Genomic DNA, 19319 nt, shown 5'->3' with positions numbered 1-19319 from the left:
GTTCAAATGGTTTCGTAGCTGAGCGTCAACCTGAGTGAAGGGGATATCGTTCAAATGGTTTCGTAGCTGCGCGTCAACCTGAGCAAGAGGGATTTCGTTCAAAAGGGATGCAGGGGAAGTGTCAACCTGATTGAAGGGGATATACCTAGCTAAGCCGGATCACCGAACAGGGAGGCGCATTGAGATGGGCAAATTATTCGAGCAGCTCCTGCCGGAGCACGAGCGCTTTATTCGAGCGCAAAAAATGTTTTTCGTCGGCTCCGCCCCCGCGAACGGACATGTCAATCTATCGCCCAAGGGATACGATTCGTTCCGGATCCTCTCGCCTACGGCCGTCGCCTATCTAGATTTGACCGGCAGCGGCAACGAGACGAGCGCGCATCTGAAAGACAACGGCCGGATCACGATCATGTTCATCGCTTACGAAGGCGCGCCGCTCATCTTGCGCCTGTACGGCACGGGGAGGACCGTCATGCCGGACACGCCGGAATGGGAAGCGCTTCTCCCGCGCTTCGAGAAATTGCCCGGGGCGCGGCAGATGATCGTGGCCGATCTTCACGCGGTGAAGACCTCGTGCGGCTACAGCATACCCTATTACGAATACGCCGGCGAACGGGACACGTTAAGGCGCTGGGCCGACCAGAAAGGAGGCGCGCTGGGGGCGTACCACCGGGAGAAGAACGCCGTCAGCATGGACGGCATCGTCACCCCGCTCGGCGACACGTTCGAGCGCGCGGAATAGCTTGCTTGAACGGTCCCGATCCCAGTCCTCCTCGAGGGGCGGCGCATCCCGACGCAGCACGCGGAAGAGGCATGTCCGGGCATTCCCCGAGACATGCCTCTTCTTCGCATGCAGTCGAGCCGGCCCGGCGGACCGGCAGCGCGGGAGCCGTCTCCGACCGCGTGCCTGCGCGGCATTCGCCCGGCACGCCGCGCGCCCCGTCCGCCCGCCGAGAAACGACGGCGGCCGCCGTTCCGCCTCATATTCGTTCCCGGCGGCGCATATGTTGTACCGTATAGGAGGGAGGTCGCGTCATGCCACGAGTCGGCCGCAAGCTGCGCAGATGGACAGCCCGCATCCTGGACCTGCCGCAGGACGTCGTGCTGGATCTGCCGCGGATCACCATGATCGCGGGGCTGCAGCTCACGGTAGAGAATCATCGCGGCGTCCTTCATTTCTCGCCGCAGTCGCTCCGGCTCGCCATGGAACGGGGAGAGCTCGAAGTCACCGGGAACGATCTGGTCATCCGGACGATCGGCGGCGAAGAAGTGTTCGTAGAGGGGCAAATCACGGGCGTGCTCCTGCGCCCGAAATAAATCGTCGGCATATCGAGCCTGCACCGCCGGTTGCTAATAAGGGTCTCGCGTCTTGCCGCGGCGGGATCCGCGTGCGCGAGGGACAAGCCTGGTCGCGAGAGAAAGGGTGAACGACGGGATGAAAGGGTTATGGTTAAGCAATGTCCGCGGATACGTGCAGCTCAAGCTGATCGGCGGCGATGCCGAGTCGCTGCTCAACGCCGTCACGGCGCAGCGGATTCCGCTGTGGGATATCGCATTCGCCAAAGACGGCGCGATGACGTTCCGGGTGACGGTCCCGGATTTTTTCCGTTTGCGGCCGCTGCTGAAGCGGACGGGCTGCCGCACGCGGATCCTCGAGCGGCGGGGGTTCCCTTTCCAGATGGCGCGCCTCTCCAAGCGCAAGGTATTCGCCGGGGGCTTGCTCGTCTTCGTGACGGCGCTGTTCCTGCTCTCGATGCTCGTGTGGGACGTGCAGGTGAAGACGGAGGCGCCGGTCGGCGAGGAGCAGGTGCTTCAAGCGGCGCGGCAGGAGGGCTTGCGGCCGTTCCAATGGTCGTTCCTGCTGCGGGACCCCGCCACTATCGCGCACGGCATCGCGCGCAGGCTGCCTGAGGCGGCGTGGGTCGGCGTGGAGAAGAGCGGAACCCGGGTCACGATCACCGTGGTCAAATCGAACAAGCCCGAAGTGAAGAAGCCGCAAAGCCCGAGCCATCTAGTCGCCACGACGGACGCCGTCGTCACGCGGATCGTCGCCGAGAGCGGGCGCCCGAAGGTGCAGCGCAACGAGCGCGTCCGCAAAGGCGAGGTGCTCATCTCGGGGATCATCGGCGAGGACGGGCGCACCAAATCCGTCGTCTCCAAGGGCGAGGTGAAGGGGCTCGTGTGGCACGAGTACAAGATCGTCTCTCCGCTGACGCGCAAGGTTCAGACGTATACGGGCGAGACGAACGACCGCGGCTACCTCGTCATCGGGAACCGGGCGCTGCAGACGTCGGGCTACAAGGCGCCGTCCTTCGCCCAATCGGAGTTCCGCTACGACCGGAAGCAGTTTGCGCTCGGACGCTGGACGCTGCCCATCGGCGTGCTGAAGGAGAAGGAGCGGGAGGTCTCGACGGTCGAAGAGACGCTGACGCCTCTCGAAGCGAAGGAAGCGGGACTGGCCCAGGCGCGGACCGAGGTGCTGGCCGCCGCGGGACGGGGAGCGTCCATCAAGGCCGAAAAACTTTTGCATGAACATACGGAGAATGGTAAAGTGATGATAAATATTCTTTTTGAAGTTGAACAATCGATTGCCGTCGAACGTCCAATCCTACAGATGTCCAACACGCAGGGGGAATGAGGCTTTTTGTCGGAAACCAAGCAAATGATCGCGATTCCTCTTCGCAACGCGGCTGAAGGTCTTTCCCTGTTCGGTCCGCAGGACAAGTTCCTCCGGTTGATCCAACAGGAGACTGAGGCCGTCATTCACTCCCGCGACGCCGAGATCGTCGTGGAGGGCCAGGCGGACGAAGTCCGCTCGCTGGCGCAATTATTCGATACGCTCTTGCAGTTGATCCGCAGCGGTCTCCAGCTGGGCGAGCGCGACGTGCGCTACGCCTGGGAGCTGGCCCGCGAGCTCAAAGCGGATCAGCTGCTTGCGCTTTTTCAAGGCGAGATCACCACGACCTTCCGCGGCAAGCCGATCGTCCCGAAGACGCTCGGACAGCGGCACTACGTCACGACGATCCGCAAGAAAGACATCGTGTTCGGCATCGGGCCCGCCGGCACCGGCAAGACGTATCTGGCCGTCGTGTCCGCGGTGGCGGCGCTGAAGGAGGGACGCGTGAAGCGCATCCTGCTCACCCGTCCCGCCGTCGAGGCGGGCGAGAGCCTCGGCTTCCTGCCGGGCGACCTGCAGGAGAAGGTAGACCCGTATCTGCGTCCGCTGTACGACGCGCTGAACGACGTGCTCGGCCCCGACGGCGTGGCCAAGGCGCTGGAGCGCGGGCTGATCGAGATCGCCCCGCTCGCTTATATGCGCGGCCGGACGCTGGACGACTCGTTCGTCATCCTCGACGAAGCGCAGAACACGACCGGCGAGCAGATGAAGATGTTCCTAACGCGGCTAGGCTTCGGATCGCACATGGTCATCACGGGGGACGTCACCCAGATCGACCTGCCGAAGGGCAAGAAGTCGGGATTGATCGAAGCCCAGCGCATACTGAAGGACATCCCGGAGATCGGCATCGTTTATTTCTCCGAGCAAGACGTCGTTCGCCATGCCCTGGTGCAGAAGATCATTGTCGCGTACAACAAAGACGACGAATCAAATCCGTAAAGGAGAGGAACGCCGGATGAATCGGAAACGAAGCGGCCCGGCGGGCACACCGTCATCCTTTGCCATAGCGGGATGGAAGCACAACACGGCGGTCCGCTGGCTGCTGCTGGTCGTCTTCGTCCTGCTCTTTTATTTCAGTCTCTCGCCGCGGCTCGTCCCGAACACCTATGACATCACGCTGGGCGGCAAGAGCGAGCACGACATCAAGGCGCCCCACCAGGAGGTCGACGAGAAGGCGACGCTCCAAGCCCAAGAAGCGGCCGCCGACAAGGTCGGCTCGATCTATACGTATCTGTCGCTGCACAATGAGAATCTGATCGACAGCATCCTGGTGCGCATCGACCAATTGAACCAGGATGATCAGATCACGCAGGATCAGAAGGTGGACATCTACCGGCGCGAGCTGCCGGGACGCATCACCGACTTTATCGACCGGTTCGCGCAGTTTAACGCGAGCTCGGGCAACTATTCCGCCAGCGTCCTCGAAGAGATGCGGAAGGTCGTGCAGGACCAGCTGTACGACATCCCGGAAGAGACGTACTACAAGCTGCCGAAGCTGACCTCCGCACAGATCGCCGAGATGCGGACCGTCGCGGTGGACATCGTCCGCCGGCTGGTCGGCGACCCGCTGTCGAACGCGGACTCGGCCCGCGCGAAGGTGGCGGAGCTCGTCAACGGCAGCTCGCTGTCGCTGAAGACGCAGCGCGAGACGGTCCAGGAGCTGGCCCGGTTCGTGCTGACGCCGAACAAGTTCTTCGACAAGGAAGCGACCGATAACGCGAAGGTCCAAGCCAAGCAGAACACCCCGCAGGTGCTCATCAAGCAAGGCGACATTATCGTCAAGGCCGGACAAGTCATCGACGAGGAGACGTATCAACGCCTGGACGGCATGGGATTGTTGAAGGAGAAGAAAACGTATTGGCCGCAGCTGGGCGTCCTGCTCCTGTCCTTGCTGTTCGTCCTCGCCTTCTACGGCTACGGGGAACTGACGGCGGCGGCGTCAGCCTCGCTGAACCGGTCCAACGTTCATTGGCTGATGCTGCTGCTCATCTTCGCGCTCAGCATCCTGATGATGCATCTGGTCACCCTGGCGCACAGCGAGGACTGGCCGTTCATTGGCTATCTCGCGCCGGTCGCGCTGGGCAGCATGCTGGTCACGCTCCTGCTCGACATGCATCTCGGCCTCGTGAGCGCCATTCTGTTCACGGTACTTGCCAGTATCATCCTGAACGTCGAGCAGGAGTCGATCTTCGACTTCCATTACGGCTTCGTCGCCGCGGTCGTCTCGTTCACCTCGGTGCTGGCGATCCACCGCGCGAGCCAGCGTTCGTCGATCTTGAAGGCCGGCATCATGGTCAGCCTGTTCGGCTCGATCGCGGTCACCGCGCTCATGCTGGTCGGACCCGACCCGGACCGTCTCAAGCTCGTCCAATCGGTCGGCTTCATGTTCGCGAGCGGCTTGCTGACCGCCGTGCTCGTGATCGGACTGATGCCGTTCTTCGAAGTGACCTTCGGCATTCTGTCCGCGCTGAAGCTCGTGGAGCTGTCGAACCCGAACCATCCGCTGCTTCGCAAGCTGCTCACGGAGACGCCGGGCACGTATCACCACAGCCTGATGGTGGGCAACCTGTCGGAAGCGGCGGCCGAATCGGTCGGCGCGAACGGCCTGTTGTGCAGGGTGGGCTCGTTCTACCACGACGTCGGCAAGACGAAGCGCCCGCTCTACTTCATCGAGAACCAGAACGGCGGCGAGAATCCGCACGACAAGCTCGATCCGAAGGTGAGCGCCTCCATCATCATCGCACATGCGCGGGACGGCGCGGAGATGCTGAAGGCGCACAAGCTGCCGAAGCAGATCCGGGACATCGCGGAACAGCACCACGGCACGTCGTTCCTGAAGTTTTTCTATTACAAGGCGGTCAAGCAGGCCGAAGCCGAGGGCACGCCTAACGAATGGACCGAAGAAGACTTCCGCTATCCGGGGCCCAAGGCGCAATCCAAGGAAGCGGCCATCGTCGGCATCGCCGACAGCGTGGAAGCCGCGGTGCGCTCCCTGAACCATCCAACGGTGGAGCAGGTCCAGTCGATCATCGCGAAGATCATCAAGGACCGGCTGGACGACCAGCAGCTCAGCGAGTGCGACTTGACGCTGCGCGAGCTGGACAAGATCGCGGAAACGCTGAAGGTGACCGTCATCGGCATGTTCCATTCGCGCATCGAATACCCGGACGCCAAGTCTCTCAAAAACCGCAGCGAGCCAAAGGAGCAGCAGGCATGAGTTTGAAGTTGGAATGGATCGACGAACGCGAGAGCGGCATCGAAGCGGGCGAAGCCGGCTGGCAGGAACTGCTGGCGAACCTGCTGGAGCTGGCCGGCCAATCCGAAGGCGTGGCGGACGGACTCGTCTCGCTGACGCTGACCGATAATGAAGGCATCCGCGAGCTGAATCGCCAATACCGCGGATTGGACAAGCCGACGGACGTGCTGTCCTTCCCGCTCCGGGAGGCCGGGGAGGCGTCCTCGATCGTCTACGACGGGGAGTACGAGACCGAGACGGTCGAGATTCAAGGCGACTGGGGCGAAGAGGACGACGACGGCGACACAGCCGATCCGACGGGCGGCGAACCGTTCGAAGAGCTGCTGGGCGACATCGTGATCTCGATCCCGCGGATGCGGGAGCAGGCCGAAGAGTACGGACACAGCCAGGAGCGGGAACTCGGCTTCCTATTCGTTCATGGCTTCCTGCATCTGCTCGGCTACGATCACGAAGACGAAGCGGCCGAGAAGACGATGTTCGCGAAGCAGGAGGCAGTGCTGGCGAAGGCGGGCCTCGCGCGGTGAGCCGCCGGCAGACGGAGCTCTCCTCCTTCCGCAACGCGATGAACGGCATCGTCTATGCGCTGCGGACGGAGCCGCATATGCGGATGCACCTGGCGGCGACGGCGATCGTGTTCGCGCTCGCGGGCGTGCTGGAGCTGCCGCGCGGCGATTGGCTCTGGCTGCTCGCGGTCTCCGGCGTCGTCTGGATCGCCGAGCTCGTGAACACGGCGATCGAGCGGGCCGTGGACCTCGCTTCGCCCGAGCGGAGCGAACTGGCCAAGGCCGCGAAGGACGCGGCGGCCGGCGCGGTGCTCGTCTCGGCGGCGCTGGCCGCGATCGTCGGCTTGCTGGTGCTGGGGCCGCCACTGTGGGAGCGGCTGTTCCCTTAACCGGCGACGGCGCCGTCCCGGCAATCTGAATTCATTAGACGATATCGATGGAGATCGATGGATAGAGGAGGAACTCCCATGTTACCGACAGGATGGACGCCGGAGCGGCTGCTCGAAGCGGCGGCCGAGGCGCGCGCGCGCGCCTATGTGCCGTATTCCCAATTTCAAGTAGGAGCCGCGCTGCTGGATGCCGACGGCCGGGTGCACTACGGCTGCAACGTCGAGAATGCCGCCTACGGACCGTCGAATTGCGCTGAGCGAACGGCGCTTTTCCGGGCCGTCGCGGACGGCTGCGCGCCGCGCTCGTTCCTGGCGATCGCCGTGATCGGCGATACGCCGGACCCGATCACCCCGTGCGGCATCTGCCGGCAGGTGATCTCCGAGCTGTGCGCGCCGGACATGCCCGTCGTGATGGGCAACCTGGCGGGCGTCTATCGGATGACGACGCCGGCGGAGCTGCTGCCGGGCGCATTCAGCCCGACGGATCTGAACTATAGGAAGGAATCCCCGACGAATGAGCAATGACAAGCAAAAGTTCAAATCCGGCTTCGTCGCCATCGTAGGCCGGCCCAACGTGGGCAAGTCTACGCTGATGAACCAGGTGATCGGGCAGAAGATCGCCATCATGTCCGACAAGCCGCAGACGACCCGCAACAAGATTCACGGCGTGTACACGACGGACGAGATGCAGATCGTGTTCCTCGATACGCCCGGCATTCACAAATCGAACTCCAAGCTGGGCGATTATATGGTCAAATCGGCCATGAGCGCGCTGGAAGAGGTCGAAGCGGTGCTGTTCCTGACGGACGTCTCCGAAGAGCTCGGGGGCGGAGACCGCTTCATCATCGAGCAGCTCAAGAAGGTGAAGACGCCGGTCTTCCTCGTCATGAACAAGATCGACAAGGTGCATCCGGAAGCGCTGCTGCCGATCATCCAGAAGTACAGCAAGCTGCACGAGTTCACGGAAGTCGTGCCGGTCTCGGCGCTGCAAGGGAACAACGTCACGACGCTGCTGGAGCAGATCGCCCGCTACCTGCCCGAAGGGCCCCAATATTACCCGGCGGACCAAATCACGGACCACCCCGAGCAGTTTATCTGCGCGGAGCTGATCCGGGAGAAGATTCTGCAGAGCACGCGGGAAGAGATTCCCCACTCCATCGCGGTCGAGATCGAGAGCATGGGCGCGGGAGACAACGGCGTCGTGAACATCGGAGCGGTCATCTACGTAGAGCGTCCTTCCCAGAAGGGCATCATCATCGGCAAAAACGGCGCCATGCTGAAAGAAGTCGGCAGACGGTCCCGTCAGGACATGGAACGGCTGCTCGGCTCGAAGATCTTTCTCGAGCTGTGGGTGAAGGTCAAGGAAGACTGGCGCAACCGCGAATCCGTGCTGAAATCGCTCGGTTTCCGGCACGATTAGAGAGCCAAGGCTGCAGGCGCAAAGCAAATGTTGTCAGCATACCGCGTCCCGCGAAGTGGCATCCTAACGGTGGAAAAGAGAGCAAGTCATTTCCGTCGGGAGAGGATGAGGCGCTGTGCGGGATTTTACGTGGCACGTGTTTACACAGACCGGCGACATCGAAGCCTACTTGCTGTACAAGGAAATGAACATGCTCGGGACGGACGGCCTCGCGCCGGAGCCGGATCCCGATCGGGACGACGGAGAAGCCGTCGTCGGAGCGGCTTCGACTTAAAGGAGCCGCTCCCGGCCTCCGCGCGCCGCGCGGAAGCGTCAAGGCGGGGAGACGGAGGAGAGGCCGATGCTCTACCGGATGGAAGGCATCGTCATTCGGAGCACGGATTATGGGGAAGGCAACAAGATCATCACCATCTTCACCCCTTCGCACGGCAAGCAAGGCATCGTCGTGCGCGGGGCCCGAAAACCGAAAAGCAGATACGCTTCGCTGGCGCAGTTGTTTACGCTCGGCGATTTTTCGTTTTATAAAACCGGCCAGCTCGGCACGCTGAACAGCGGAGAGATCGTCGAGTCGTTCCGCGGACTGCGCGAAGGACTGGACGCGGCCGCCTACGCGGCCTATATGGTCGAGCTCTGCGACCGCGCGGTCCAGGACGAGGATGCCGGCGGCTATCTCTATTATCAGTTGAAAGCGGCGATGACGGCCATCGCCGAAGGCAAAGACCCGCAGATTCTGGCGCGCATCTTCGAGATGAAGATCGTCCGGGCGGCGGGCTACGCGCCCGTGCTGGACGAATGCGTGAACTGCGGGCGGACCGAAGGCCCTTTCCGGTTCAGCCCCGCGGGCGGCGGCGCGCTGTGCCGGAACTGCGTCTACCGCGACCCGACGGCGATAGAGCTCGAAGAGCCCGTCTGGAAGCTGCTTCGGGTCTTCTCCGCGATGGATATGCGACGGCTGGGAAATATCGCCGTCAAGGAAAGTTCGGCGCAGCAGTTGAAGACCGCGATGCGGCGCTGGTTCGACCATCATCTCGCCTTGAACCTCAAATCCAGACACTTCCTTGACCAATGGGAGCGGGGCGGCGATTTTTTCAAACCCGTTACATAATCGGGCGAATTGTGCTATCCTTGTTGTGCAAGAGCTCGTCCGATTCCCGTTACGACATGCGTCTGCAATGCGAATTGCGGACTTTTTTATGGACTCGGAGCCGGTTAAGGCCCGAATCGCTTGAACGAACGGCTTCGCCTCTCGACGACGGCGGAGGCGTTTTTTGCTTCGCGAAAGAGAAAGGAGCTGGCGGATGAATACCTTTAGACGATTCATGAAAGCATCCAGAATGCGCGTCGTTCCGGTCATGCTCATCCCGGTCGTGCTGGGCGCGCTCGGGGCGTACGTATGGGACGGCGCGTTCCGTCCTTGGCTGTTCCTGCTGACGCTGCTCGGCGCCGGGTCGGCCCATCTGTTCTCGAACATGATCAACGACCTCTGGGACTTCAAGAACGGAACCGACGGCGCCGCGCACGAAGACGTCGAAGCCATTCCGACCCATTCGGGTTATTTGACGAACGGGACCTGGAGCCTGCGCACCTTTGCGTTCGTTACCTGGCTGCTGTTCGCCGTCGCCGCGGCGAGCGGCATTCTGCTTAGTCTATTTAGCGGCGTGTGGGCCTTCGTTTTCGGCGCGCTCGGCGGACTGATCGCGTACTTCTACGTCGCGCCTCCCCTTCGCTTCGGATATCGGGGCAAAGGCTACAGCGAAGTGGCCATCCTGCTGTCGTTCGGCGTTCTTCCGGTGATGGGCGCCTATTACGTGCAGACCTCCCACTTCGATTACCGCGCGCTGCTGCTGTCGCTGCCGATCGGCCTGCTGACGACGCTCATTCTGTTTAACCATCACTTCCTCCACTGGCAAGCCGACCGCCAAGCGGGCAAGAAGACGCTGGTCGTCGTGTGGGGCGAGCGCCGGGCGCTGCGTTTTTCGCGGTTCCTGCTGCTGCTGGCCGTCCTCGCGCTCGTGGTCGACGTGCTCGCCGGCGCGCTGCCGGTTTACGCGCTGCTTGCTTTGATTACCGCATTTCCGCTCTATCGGGTGTACGGGCGCCTGCAGGACAAGAACAGCTCGCGCGCTTACTTGCCGCTGATGGGGGCCTCCGTTCAAGCGGCCAACCGCTGCGGCGCCGTCCTCATCCTGTGCTTGATCGCGCAAGGTCTCATTTAATTCGCAATTCGTAACGGCTGCAGACAGGCAATAGATCGATTCCGAATAGGAGCGCGACGACATGGAGAAACAGCTGGTCTTTGGTGACTTTCACAAGATTCTATCCGAAGGCGACGTGTGGAATATCGGCGGCTTCCCGCTGCCGGACGGCACGTTCTGGGAATATCGCGAGCCGGATGCGGTCGTCATCGTGCGCAACGGCACGCTCTACGTCCGCGCGCCGCTGAGCCGCAAGCATGATAAGGTGCAGATTCTCGACAATGCCAAACACATGTACTATTCCGTAGAGGACGTCGTCGTGCCGGAAGCGGGCGAAGTGAGCTTCGAGCTCGACATTCGGGCCCGTTCCCAAGGCACGGCGCCGGGCGATCTGTACGACGGCTACGTCTCGCTGAACCTGCTCGACTTCACGACCGGCGCGGCGCTCGATTTTTTCGCCGGCAACGACAAGTACGCCAGCGTCTACGCGGTGCTGCCGTTTCCGGGCGTCGAGGTGCCGCCGTCGGACAAGACCCGGTTCTTCTGCATCTTCAAGGAAGACACCGACTTCAAGCCGCGCGAGTTCAATACGTACAAGATCACGTACAACCGGGCGGAGGACGAAGTCGTCTTCTACGTCAACGGGACGGAAGTCCGCCGGGAACGGGGCGCGCCGGTGAAGTTCAACCGATTCACGATCGCGCTCGGCATCATGACCGAGAAGGATTTGACGCCGGAAGGCAGCGTCTCCGTCCACGGCCAGACGGTCATCGCCGAATACACCCCGGTGAAGGTCGCGATCCGGGAATAACGGATTTGACAACAGCTATCCCGATCGGCTACAATCTAATTTACGAATGGCGTTTGTTCTCGACGAAGGAGAAAGTAGCCGGTTGCCGGTCGGCAGCTGCAGCGAGCCGGGGAAGGTGGAAGCCCGGCGCGACGAACCGGCGAAGGGCGCTCCGGAGAGACGGCCAGAGGAAAGAGCGGGCGATTGGATTGCGATACGCGGCGGCGGGCTGAAGTTCGCTCACCGGCGAGGACGTTCGCAGGACGAAGCCAAGTAGGGTGGAACCGCGGGAAGCGATGCTCCCGTCCCTATGTCTGCAAGGGCAGACGTGGGACGGGAGCTTTTTGTCATCTTCCCCGGCGCCCTGCCACTTCGGATCACGATCGATCAAAGGAGCGAGAGGGACATGAATTTTCAGCAGATGACGCTGACGCTGCAGCAGTTCTGGGCGGAGCAGGATTGCATCGTCGTACAGCCGTACGACACCGAGAAGGGCGCGGGCACGATGAACCCGATGACCTTCCTGCGCACCATCGGACCCGAGCCGTGGAACGTGGCTTACGTGGAGCCTTCCCGCCGGCCGGCCGACGGCCGTTACGGGGAGAACCCGAACCGGCTGTACCAGCATCACCAGTTTCAAGTGATCATGAAGCCGTCTCCCGACAACATTCAGGAGCTGTACCTGGAGAGCCTGAAGCGGCTCGGCATCGATCCGCTCCAGCACGACATCCGGTTCGTCGAGGACAACTGGGAGGCGCCTACGCTAGGCGCCTGGGGACTCGGCTGGGAAGTGTGGCTCGACGGCATGGAGATCACGCAGTTTACCTACTTCCAGCAGGTGGGCGGCATCGACTGCCATCCGGTCGCGGTGGAGATCACCTACGGGATGGAGCGTCTGGCTTCGTATATCCAGGAGAAAGAGAATGTGTTCGACCTCGAATGGGTGAACGGCGTCACCTACGGGGACGTCTTCAAGCACCCGGAGTACGAGCATTCCAAATATACGTTCGAGATGTCCGACGTCGCGATGTTGTCTCAGCTGTTCTCGACCTACGAGGCGGAAGCGAAGCGCGCGATGGACGAGAATCTCGTCTTCCCGGCTTACGATTACGTATTGAAATGTTCCCATACGTTCAACCTGCTCGACGCGCGCGGCGCGATCAGCGTAACCGAACGTACGGGCTATATCTCGCGGGTGCGCAACCTGGCGCGGGCGGTCGCGGCGACGTTCCTGCAGGAGCGCGAACGGCTCGGCTTCCCGCTGCTGAAGAAGGGAGAGGAAGCGAATGGCTAAGGATCTGCTGCTCGAGATCGGGCTCGAAGAGGTGCCCGCCCGCTTCGTTCGCGGCGCGATGGACCAACTGAAGGACAAGACGGAGAAATGGCTGGACGCAAGCCGCCTCTCCTATGCGGCCGTGCGCGCGTATGCGACGCCGCGCCGCTTGGCGGTCGTCGTGGAAGGCCTCGCCGACAAGCAGAGCGACGTGAACGAAGAAGCGAAGGGCCCCGCGCGGAAGATCGCGCAGGACGAGAACGGCGCCTGGACGAAGGCGGCGCTCGGCTTCGCCCGCAGCCAAGGCGTCGAGCCCGAAGCGCTGTTCTTCAAGGAGCTCGGCGGCGTCGAATACGTCTACGCGATCAAGTCCAGCGTCGGCGTCGAGACGGCCGGTTTGCTGCCGGAAGCGCTGCCTACCCTCGCAACCTCGCTGTCGTTCCCGAAGAATATGCGTTGGGGCGGTTACGACCTGCGCTACGTGCGGCCGATCCGTTGGTTGATCGCGCTGCACGGCGACGAAGTCGTGCCTTTCGAGATTACGGGGGTGCGGACCGGCAACGTCAGCCGCGGCCACCGGTTCCTCGGAGCGGATACGACGATCGCGGTCCCTTCGGACTATGTGGCGAAGCTGCGGGAGCAGCGCGTCCTCGTCGATGTCGAGGAGCGCAAGCAGGCGATCCTCGCCGGCATTAACGGACTCGCGGCGGAGCGGGGCTGGCATATCGCGGTGAAGGACGATCTGCTGGAGGAAGTGCTCTTCCTGGTCGAGACGCCGACCGTGCTGAGCGGCTCCTTCGACGCTTCGTTCCTGAACATCCCCCAAGAGGTGCTGATCACGTCGATGCGGGAGCACCAGCGCTACTTCCCGGTGCTGAACGCCGAGGGCAAGCTGCAGCCGCACTTCGTGACGGTGCGCAACGGCGACGCCGCCGCGCTCGAGACGGTCGCCAAAGGCAACGAGAAGGTGCTGCGCGCGCGGCTGTCGGACGCGAAGTTCTTCTATCAAGAGGATCAGAAGGGCGGGATCCCGTCGTTCCTCGCGAAGCTCGAGAACATCGTCTATCACGAGGAGCTCGGCACGGTCGCCGACAAGGTGCGGCGCGTTCGCGCGATTGCAGACAAGCTGGCGCAGCAGCTGCACGCGGGCGAAGAGACGCGCCAAGACGTGAGCCGGACGGCGGACATCTGCAAGTTCGACCTCGTCACCCAGATGGTCTACGAGTTCCCGGAACTTCAAGGGATCATGGGCGCGGACTACGCGCTGAAGTTCGGCGAGCGGCCGTCCGTCGCCCGCGCGATCAACGAGCATTACTCGCCGCGCAACGCGAACGACGCGCCGCCGGCGTCCCTCGTCGGCGCCGTCGTCGGCATCGCGGACAAGATCGATACGATCGTCGGCTGCTTCTCGATCGGCATCGTGCCGACCGGCTCGCAGGATCCTTACGCGCTGCGCCGCCAGGCGGCGGGCATCGTCTCGACGCTGCTCGCGCACGGCCTGGAGCTTACGCTCTCCGATCTGTTCCGGATCGCGCTCGGCGTCCACGCCGAGTCGGGACGCGCGCAGAAGCGCGAAGCGTTCGACGTGCTGAAGGATCTGGGTGAATTCTTCGCCCTGCGGGTAAAAAACGTACTGACGGAAGAGCAGATCCGCTACGACGTCGTCGACGCGATCCTCGGCGCGGGCGCGGACGACGTGCGCCGCACCGTCCTGCGCGCCCAAGCGCTCCAGGCCGCGACGGCCGAGGGACGCAAGGAAGCGTTCCGCCCGGCGGTCGAAGCGTTCAACCGCGTGTGCAATCTCGCGGCGAAGGCGGACGATTCGCGCCAAGTCGACGCGCGCTTGTTCATGGACGCGGCCGAAGGCGCCTTGTACGAGGCATGGCAGCATGCCCACGGCATCGTGACCAAGGCGGCCGCGGAGGCGAAGATGGCGGAAGCGCTGGACGCGCTGTCCGGCCTCAGCGGACCGGTGACCGCGTTCTTCGAAGCGGTCATGGTCATGGCGGAGGACGAGGCGATCCGCCGCAACCGGCTCGCGCTGCTGGCGACGATCGCGGACGACGTGAAGAGCTTCGCGGACTTCGCCAAGCTGAACGGCTAGCGGATCGGCCGCGCTCGGAGAAGGGAGAGGCAAGATGGCGACTTCAAGCGTTACGGTATACGTGGTGTCCGACTCCGCCGGCGATACCGGCGAGCTCGCGGTGCGCGCCGCGGCCGCGCAGTTCCATCCTTTGAACGTTCAGATCCGTCGGGCCGGCTTCATCCAGCGCCGCGAAGGGATCGACACGATCCTCGACATCGCGGCGACCGAGCAGGCGATCGTGCTCTACACGCTGGTCATCCCGGAGCTGCGGGACCACATGACGCAGGAGACCGCGCGGCGCAAGATCGCCGCCATCGACCTGCTCGGGCCGCTCATCGGCCAGATGGAGCGGCAGTTCGGCCGCGAGTCGCGGCACGAGCCGGGCTTGAACCACGTGCTCGACGCCGGCTACTTCCGCAAGGTCGAAGCGGTCGAATTCGCGGTGCGCTACGACGATGCGCGCGACGTCGCCGGGGTCATGAAGGCCGACATCGTGCTGACCGGCGTGTCGAGAACGTCGAAGACGCCGCTGTCCATGGTGCTGGCCCACAAGACGTACAAGGTGGCGAACGTCCCGCTCGTGCCGGAGCTGACGCCGCCGAAGGAGCTGTTCCAGGTGCCGGTCCGCAAGGTGATCGGGCTCACCATTCGGCCCGACGCGCTGAACGCGATCCGCAAGGAGCGGCTCAAGGCGCTCGGCCTGCCGAATACGGCGTCCTACGCGACGCCGGAGCGGATCGCCCAAGAGCTGGCTTACGCGCACGGCGTCATGGAGCGGATCGGCTGCGTCATCATCGACGTCTCGAACAAGGCGGTCGAAGAGACGGCCAGCCTGATCATGGAGCATTTCGAGCAGTAAAGGCAGGAGATGGATGCGGCGGCGGTTGCATACGCAAGCCGTCAGAACAAGACCCGGAACAACCGGCTAGCCTGCATCAGGCGGCTGGTTGTTCCTGCGTTCGCCCGGTTTGGGAGTAAAGATTTGACAAAATTTCGACATTCTCGCGGCAAAAGTCTTGACATCCCCGGTCGATAGGTATATCATTTTGAAATTTAATGGGACGCTGGCAGGATTTTGGACGCGCGCAGCGTATATAATAATGATCTCAAAAGTAATTACGAGTTGCGGGGATGTCGAATGATACCGTTCCGAAATCGCGTCGTCGTCGACGGCGACGCTTGTCCGGTGAAGACCGAGATCGCGCGCGCGGTACAGGCGTGCGGGGCGACCGCCCTTATGGTCTCCTCGCATGCGCACGTGCTCGTGCCGGAGGACCGGGTGGAGGTCGTCACGGTGGACGCCAGCGACCAGGCGGCCGATCTCTATATCGCCAACGCGCTGACGAAGCGGGATATTCTGGTGACGGGCGATTACGGATTGGCCGCGCTGGGACTCGCGCGGGGCGCGGCGGTGCTGACGCCTCGCGGCAAACGCATCGCCGAGGACGACATCGACGGGCTGCTGGCGCAGCGCCATTTCTCCGCGAAGCAGCGGCGAGGGGGCATGCGGACCCGCGGACCGAAGCCGTTCTCGGACGAGGACCGCGCCCGGTTTCAACAAAAACTGACATATCTACTGCGGGGGATGCAGGAGAATCCAGACGTTTAGCGAATTGTAATACGTGCCGAACCATCGGCTAAGGTGGACAGTGTATGAACCATGGCATGATTCCACAAGAGACCATCGACGAGGTGCTGCGGCGCTTCGAGATCGGGGAGACCGTCGGCCGTTACGTGCAGTTGTCCAAGCAGGGGAAGTATTTGAAGGGCCTCTGCCCGTTTCATTCGGAGAAGACGCCTTCGTTCACCGTCACCCCGGAGAAGCAAATCTTCCATTGCTACGGCTGCGGCAAAGGCGGCAACGTCATCAAGTTCGTCATGGAGATGGAGAACGAGACGTTCCCCGAAGCCGTCAAGCGGATGTGCGAGGAAGCCGCGATCCCGATCACCTGGTCGGCCCAGCCGGAAGAGCAGACGCCGCGGCAGCGGGAGCGGGCCAAGCTGGTCGACGCGCATGCCTTCACGGCCAAGGTGTACCATTACATCCTGCGCAACACGGCTGCCGGGACGCCCGCGATGGACTACTTGCGCTCGCGCGGCCTGAACGACAAGCTCATCGAAGAGTTCGGCATCGGCTACGCGCCCGCCCGCTGGGATACGTTGACGCAGGCGCTGACCAGGAACGGCTACGAATTGGACGAGATGGAACGCGGGGGGCTGATCTCGCGTAAACACGAGGGGGACGGCTTCGTCGACCGGTTCCGCGATCGGGTCATGTTCCCGATTCACGACGGCGACGGGAAGTTCGTCGCTTTCGCGGGAAGACTGATGTCGGACGGGCAGCCCAAGTACTTGAACTCGCCGGAGTCCCCGCTGTTCAGCAAGAGCCGGACGCTGTACCGGCTGCACGAAGCGAAGGGCGCGATCCGCAAGTCCCGTCAGGCGGTGCTGTTCGAAGGTTACATGGACGTGATCAAGGCATGGTCCGCAGGCGTCGCCAACGGCATCGCGACGATGGGCACGGCGCTCACCGCCGAGCACGCCGCGCTGCTGAAGCGGTTCGCGGACGAGGCGATCGTCTGCTACGACGGCGACGACGCCGGACAAGCCGCCGCCCAGAAGAGCATTCCCTTGCTGGAAGGAGCGGGCATACGCGTTCGGGTCGGGATGCTTCCGGGACGCATGGATCCGGACGAGTACATCACCGAGAACGGGCCCGAGGCTTTTGTACGGGAGACGATCGAAGGTGCCGTCTCCGCCGTCAAATTTCAGCTCATCTATTTGCGGAAATCCCATATACTTCTAGAAGAAGATGGGAAGATCCGGTACTTGAAGGATGCGATTCGCCTCGTCGCGCGCAGGGAATCCCCGACGGAACGGGAATTGATTCTGAAGGAGCTCGCGCAGGAATTCGGCGTTTCCCTGGACACGTTGAAGCAGGACGTCGTCGACGTTCGGCGGCAAGAGAAATTGGGAACGACTGGGGATATTCCGGGCGGAACGTGGAATAATGAATGGAATGAAAAGCGAAGTTCATCCAAGCATCCGCCGCTATCGCCCGCTTTCGTTCAAGCCGAGCGCCAGCTTATCTCCTGGATGATGCAAGATGCGGATACGGCTTTCCTCGTCCAGAACCGGTTGGGGGACCGTTTTCATGTAGAGGATCACGCGGCAATCGCTGCTTATTTATATGCTTACTACGCGCAAGGCAACGAGCCAGACGCAGGCCGGTTCATCGCTTACCTTCAGCATGACCGCCTGGAGAGGACCTGCAGCGCCATCGCCCTCGAAGATACGCCTTTCGACGACAAGGTGCTGGAGGATTGCCTGCGCACGATCGGCCAGGCTTCGCTATCCCGCGATATCGACCGGAAAAAGGAAGAGATGCTTCGCGCGGAGCGGGCAGGCGACATCATGTTAGCCGTACAAATAGGAACAGAGATCATCGCCCTGGAGAAACAACGCAAGTAGGCCGGCGTTGGGACGACGGGGAGGAGGGAGTCGGAAATGGCGAACGATCAACACACCGGGCTCGAGACGGAATCGACGCTGGAGCAAGTCAAAGCTCAGCTCATAGAGCAAGGGAAGAAAAAGAACGCGCTCACCTACAAAGACATCATGGAGAAATTGTCTCCATTCGATCAGGATCCGGAGCAGATCGACGATTTCTTCGAGCAGCTTGCGGATCTGGGCATAGAAGTGGTGAACGATCACGACGAGATCGGATCGAACAACGAAGAGGAAGGTCAAGACGACTTCAACTTCGACGACGATCTCTCGCTTCCGCCGGGCATCAAGATCAACGACCCGGTCCGGATGTACTTGAAGGAGATCGGCCGCGTGCCGCTGCTCGGCGCGGACGACGAGATCGAATTGGCGCGCAAGATCGAGATCGGCGGGAACGACGGCGAAGAAGCGAAGAAGAGGCTGGCCGAAGCCAACCTCCGTCTCGTCGTGAGCATCGCCAAGCGTTATGTCGGACGAGGCATGCTCTTCTTGGATCTGATCCAGGAAGGGAACATGGGTCTCCTCAAAGCCGTTGAGAAGTTCGACCACCTGAAGGGCTTCAAATTCAGTACGTACGCCACCTGGTGGATTCGCCAAGCCATCACCCGCGCGATCGCCGACCAGGCGCGGACGATCCGGATCCCCGTGCATATGGTCGAGACGATCAACAAGCTGATACGCGTATCGCGGCAGCTCCTGCAGGAATTGGGCCGCGAGCCGACGCCGGAAGAGATCGCGGAGCAGATGGATCTCAGCGTGGACAAAGTCCGGGAGATCATGAAGATCGCGCAGGAGCCGGTCTCGCTCGAGACGCCGATCGGCGAAGAGGACGACTCCCACCTAGGCGACTTCATCGAGGATCAGGAAGCGCTGGCGCCTGCCGACGCGGCGGCTTATGAGCTGCTCAAGGAACAATTGGAAGACGTGCTCGATACGTTGACCGAACGGGAAGAGAACGTGCTGAGGCTGCGGTTCGGGTTGGATGACGGACGGACGCGGACGCTGGAGGAAGTGGGCAAGGTGTTCGGCGTGACGCGCGAACGGATCCGGCAGATCGAAGCGAAGGCGCTGCGCAAGCTGCGTCATCCGAGCCGGAGCAAGCGTTTGAAGGATTTCCTCGAATAAGAATGAGATGATAGCGTCTTGCAGGAGGCCTTCTGCCGAGTCAGTCGGTTGGAAGGTCTCTTGTGCGTTCCAGGAACCGTGTCGATTGCGAGAGGAGC

20 protein-coding genes are annotated in these 19319 nt (G+C 62.3%); all 20 read left to right on the top strand.

Annotation, left to right across the window (positions count from 1 at the left end):
* Window positions 1-184: 184 nt before the first annotated feature.
* The 20 genes from H7C19_RS32105 (at window position 185) to rpoD (ending at window position 19221) form a co-directional block, all read left to right on the top strand.
* Entirely contained in the window at window positions 185-742 is a 558-nt protein-coding gene (locus H7C19_RS32105; RefSeq protein WP_185673168.1) for a pyridoxamine 5'-phosphate oxidase family protein, read from the top strand.
* A gap of 293 nt (window positions 743-1035) precedes the next feature.
* A complete protein-coding gene (yqfC, locus tag H7C19_RS32100; RefSeq protein ID WP_185673167.1) occupies window positions 1036-1317 on the top strand; it encodes a sporulation protein YqfC in 282 nt (93 codons plus the stop codon).
* Window positions 1318-1435: 118 nt separating this feature from the next.
* Complete coding sequence (yqfD, locus tag H7C19_RS32095) at window positions 1436-2638, top strand: sporulation protein YqfD (protein WP_185673166.1); 1203 nt, start codon at window positions 1436-1438, stop codon at window positions 2636-2638.
* Window positions 2639-2662: 24 nt separating this feature from the next.
* Window positions 2663-3616, top strand: a complete 954-nt coding sequence (locus H7C19_RS32090; protein ID WP_376775470.1) for a PhoH family protein — start codon at window positions 2663-2665, stop codon at window positions 3614-3616.
* A 16-nt stretch (window positions 3617-3632) separates the two neighbouring features.
* The gene (locus tag H7C19_RS32085) at window positions 3633-5894 is read left to right on the top strand and encodes an HD family phosphohydrolase (RefSeq protein ID WP_185673164.1); all 2262 of its coding nucleotides are present in this window, start codon (window positions 3633-3635) and stop codon (window positions 5892-5894) included.
* On the top strand, window positions 5891-6457 hold the full coding sequence (gene ybeY / locus H7C19_RS32080; protein WP_185673163.1) for an rRNA maturation RNase YbeY: 567 nt from the start codon (window positions 5891-5893) through the stop codon (window positions 6455-6457). Before H7C19_RS32085 ends, ybeY begins: the two co-directional genes overlap by 4 nt.
* Window positions 6454-6825, top strand: a complete 372-nt coding sequence (locus H7C19_RS32075) for a diacylglycerol kinase (protein ID WP_313732053.1) — start codon at window positions 6454-6456, stop codon at window positions 6823-6825. Before ybeY ends, H7C19_RS32075 begins: the two co-directional genes overlap by 4 nt.
* Window positions 6826-6903: 78 nt before the next feature.
* The gene (gene cdd / locus H7C19_RS32070) at window positions 6904-7350 is read left to right on the top strand and encodes a cytidine deaminase (protein ID WP_185673162.1); all 447 of its coding nucleotides are present in this window, start codon (window positions 6904-6906) and stop codon (window positions 7348-7350) included.
* Window positions 7340-8245: a GTPase Era gene (gene era / locus H7C19_RS32065; RefSeq protein ID WP_185673161.1), complete on the top strand. Its 906-nt coding sequence runs from the start codon at window positions 7340-7342 to the stop codon at window positions 8243-8245. The genes cdd and era overlap by 11 nt, the downstream gene beginning before the upstream one ends.
* Before the next feature lie 115 nt (window positions 8246-8360).
* Window positions 8361-8519 carry a YqzL family protein gene (locus H7C19_RS32060; protein WP_185673160.1) on the top strand — a complete coding sequence of 53 codons (159 nt, stop codon included), beginning with the start codon at window positions 8361-8363 and terminating at the stop codon, window positions 8517-8519.
* A 66-nt stretch (window positions 8520-8585) separates the two neighbouring features.
* Window positions 8586-9350 (top strand): DNA repair protein RecO, encoded by a 765-nt coding sequence (recO, locus tag H7C19_RS32055; protein ID WP_185673159.1) that lies wholly within the window; start codon window positions 8586-8588, stop codon window positions 9348-9350.
* A gap of 214 nt (window positions 9351-9564) precedes the next feature.
* A complete protein-coding gene (locus tag H7C19_RS32050; RefSeq protein WP_376775469.1) occupies window positions 9565-10461 on the top strand; it encodes a prenyltransferase in 897 nt (298 codons plus the stop codon).
* A 61-nt stretch (window positions 10462-10522) separates the two neighbouring features.
* Window positions 10523-11251 (top strand): DUF6081 family protein, encoded by a 729-nt coding sequence (locus H7C19_RS32045; RefSeq protein WP_185673157.1) that lies wholly within the window; start codon window positions 10523-10525, stop codon window positions 11249-11251.
* An 82-nt stretch (window positions 11252-11333) separates the two neighbouring features.
* Complete coding sequence (locus H7C19_RS32040) at window positions 11334-11507, top strand: hypothetical protein (protein WP_185673156.1); 174 nt, start codon at window positions 11334-11336, stop codon at window positions 11505-11507.
* 129 nt (window positions 11508-11636) lie between these two features.
* Window positions 11637-12524: a glycine--tRNA ligase subunit alpha gene (gene glyQ / locus H7C19_RS32035; RefSeq protein WP_185673155.1), complete on the top strand. Its 888-nt coding sequence runs from the start codon at window positions 11637-11639 to the stop codon at window positions 12522-12524.
* On the top strand, window positions 12517-14607 hold the full coding sequence (gene glyS / locus H7C19_RS32030; RefSeq protein WP_185673154.1) for a glycine--tRNA ligase subunit beta: 2091 nt from the start codon (window positions 12517-12519) through the stop codon (window positions 14605-14607). Before glyQ ends, glyS begins: the two co-directional genes overlap by 8 nt.
* A gap of 34 nt (window positions 14608-14641) precedes the next feature.
* A complete protein-coding gene (locus H7C19_RS32025; protein ID WP_185673153.1) occupies window positions 14642-15448 on the top strand; it encodes a pyruvate, water dikinase regulatory protein in 807 nt (268 codons plus the stop codon).
* A 279-nt stretch (window positions 15449-15727) separates the two neighbouring features.
* Complete coding sequence (locus H7C19_RS32020) at window positions 15728-16198, top strand: YaiI/YqxD family protein (protein ID WP_185673152.1); 471 nt, start codon at window positions 15728-15730, stop codon at window positions 16196-16198.
* A 56-nt stretch (window positions 16199-16254) separates the two neighbouring features.
* Complete coding sequence (gene dnaG, locus H7C19_RS32015) at window positions 16255-18060, top strand: DNA primase (RefSeq protein ID WP_313732052.1); 1806 nt, start codon at window positions 16255-16257, stop codon at window positions 18058-18060.
* Window positions 18061-18096: 36 nt separating this feature from the next.
* Window positions 18097-19221: an RNA polymerase sigma factor RpoD gene (rpoD, locus tag H7C19_RS32010; protein ID WP_185673150.1), complete on the top strand. Its 1125-nt coding sequence runs from the start codon at window positions 18097-18099 to the stop codon at window positions 19219-19221.
* Window positions 19222-19319: the final 98 nt, after the last annotated feature.

Origin of the sequence: Cohnella nanjingensis, from assembly GCF_014212125.1 — a bacterium.
In the GTDB taxonomy this organism is placed as follows: domain Bacteria; phylum Bacillota; class Bacilli; order Paenibacillales; family Paenibacillaceae; genus Cohnella; species Cohnella nanjingensis.
The sequence above is the reverse complement of the archived record's forward strand: the minus strand, read 5'-3'. Positions and strand labels throughout refer to the sequence as shown.

Excerpts from the sequence above, each read along its gene's own strand:
- H7C19_RS32090 (WP_376775470.1), top strand. The coding sequence starts at position 2,663 with ATGATCGCGATTCCTCTTCGCAACGCGGCTGAAGGTCTTTCCCTGTTC.
- recO (WP_185673159.1), top strand. The coding sequence starts at position 8,586 with ATGCTCTACCGGATGGAAGGCATCGTCATTCGGAGCACGGATTATGGG.
- rpoD (WP_185673150.1), top strand. The coding sequence starts at position 18,097 with ATGGCGAACGATCAACACACCGGGCTCGAGACGGAATCGACGCTGGAG.
- era (WP_185673161.1), top strand. The coding sequence starts at position 7,340 with ATGAGCAATGACAAGCAAAAGTTCAAATCCGGCTTCGTCGCCATCGTA.
- yqfC (WP_185673167.1), top strand. The coding sequence starts at position 1,036 with ATGCCACGAGTCGGCCGCAAGCTGCGCAGATGGACAGCCCGCATCCTG.
- glyS (WP_185673154.1), top strand. The coding sequence starts at position 12,517 with ATGGCTAAGGATCTGCTGCTCGAGATCGGGCTCGAAGAGGTGCCCGCC.
- H7C19_RS32025 (WP_185673153.1), top strand. The coding sequence starts at position 14,642 with ATGGCGACTTCAAGCGTTACGGTATACGTGGTGTCCGACTCCGCCGGC.
- yqfD (WP_185673166.1), top strand. The coding sequence starts at position 1,436 with ATGAAAGGGTTATGGTTAAGCAATGTCCGCGGATACGTGCAGCTCAAG.
- glyQ (WP_185673155.1), top strand. The coding sequence starts at position 11,637 with ATGAATTTTCAGCAGATGACGCTGACGCTGCAGCAGTTCTGGGCGGAG.
- dnaG (WP_313732052.1), top strand. The coding sequence starts at position 16,255 with ATGATTCCACAAGAGACCATCGACGAGGTGCTGCGGCGCTTCGAGATC.
- H7C19_RS32045 (WP_185673157.1), top strand. The coding sequence starts at position 10,523 with ATGGAGAAACAGCTGGTCTTTGGTGACTTTCACAAGATTCTATCCGAA.
- H7C19_RS32050 (WP_376775469.1), top strand. The coding sequence starts at position 9,565 with ATGAAAGCATCCAGAATGCGCGTCGTTCCGGTCATGCTCATCCCGGTC.
- H7C19_RS32085 (WP_185673164.1), top strand. The coding sequence starts at position 3,633 with ATGAATCGGAAACGAAGCGGCCCGGCGGGCACACCGTCATCCTTTGCC.
- ybeY (WP_185673163.1), top strand. The coding sequence starts at position 5,891 with ATGAGTTTGAAGTTGGAATGGATCGACGAACGCGAGAGCGGCATCGAA.
- H7C19_RS32020 (WP_185673152.1), top strand. The coding sequence starts at position 15,728 with ATGATACCGTTCCGAAATCGCGTCGTCGTCGACGGCGACGCTTGTCCG.
- H7C19_RS32105 (WP_185673168.1), top strand. The coding sequence starts at position 185 with ATGGGCAAATTATTCGAGCAGCTCCTGCCGGAGCACGAGCGCTTTATT.
- cdd (WP_185673162.1), top strand. The coding sequence starts at position 6,904 with ATGTTACCGACAGGATGGACGCCGGAGCGGCTGCTCGAAGCGGCGGCC.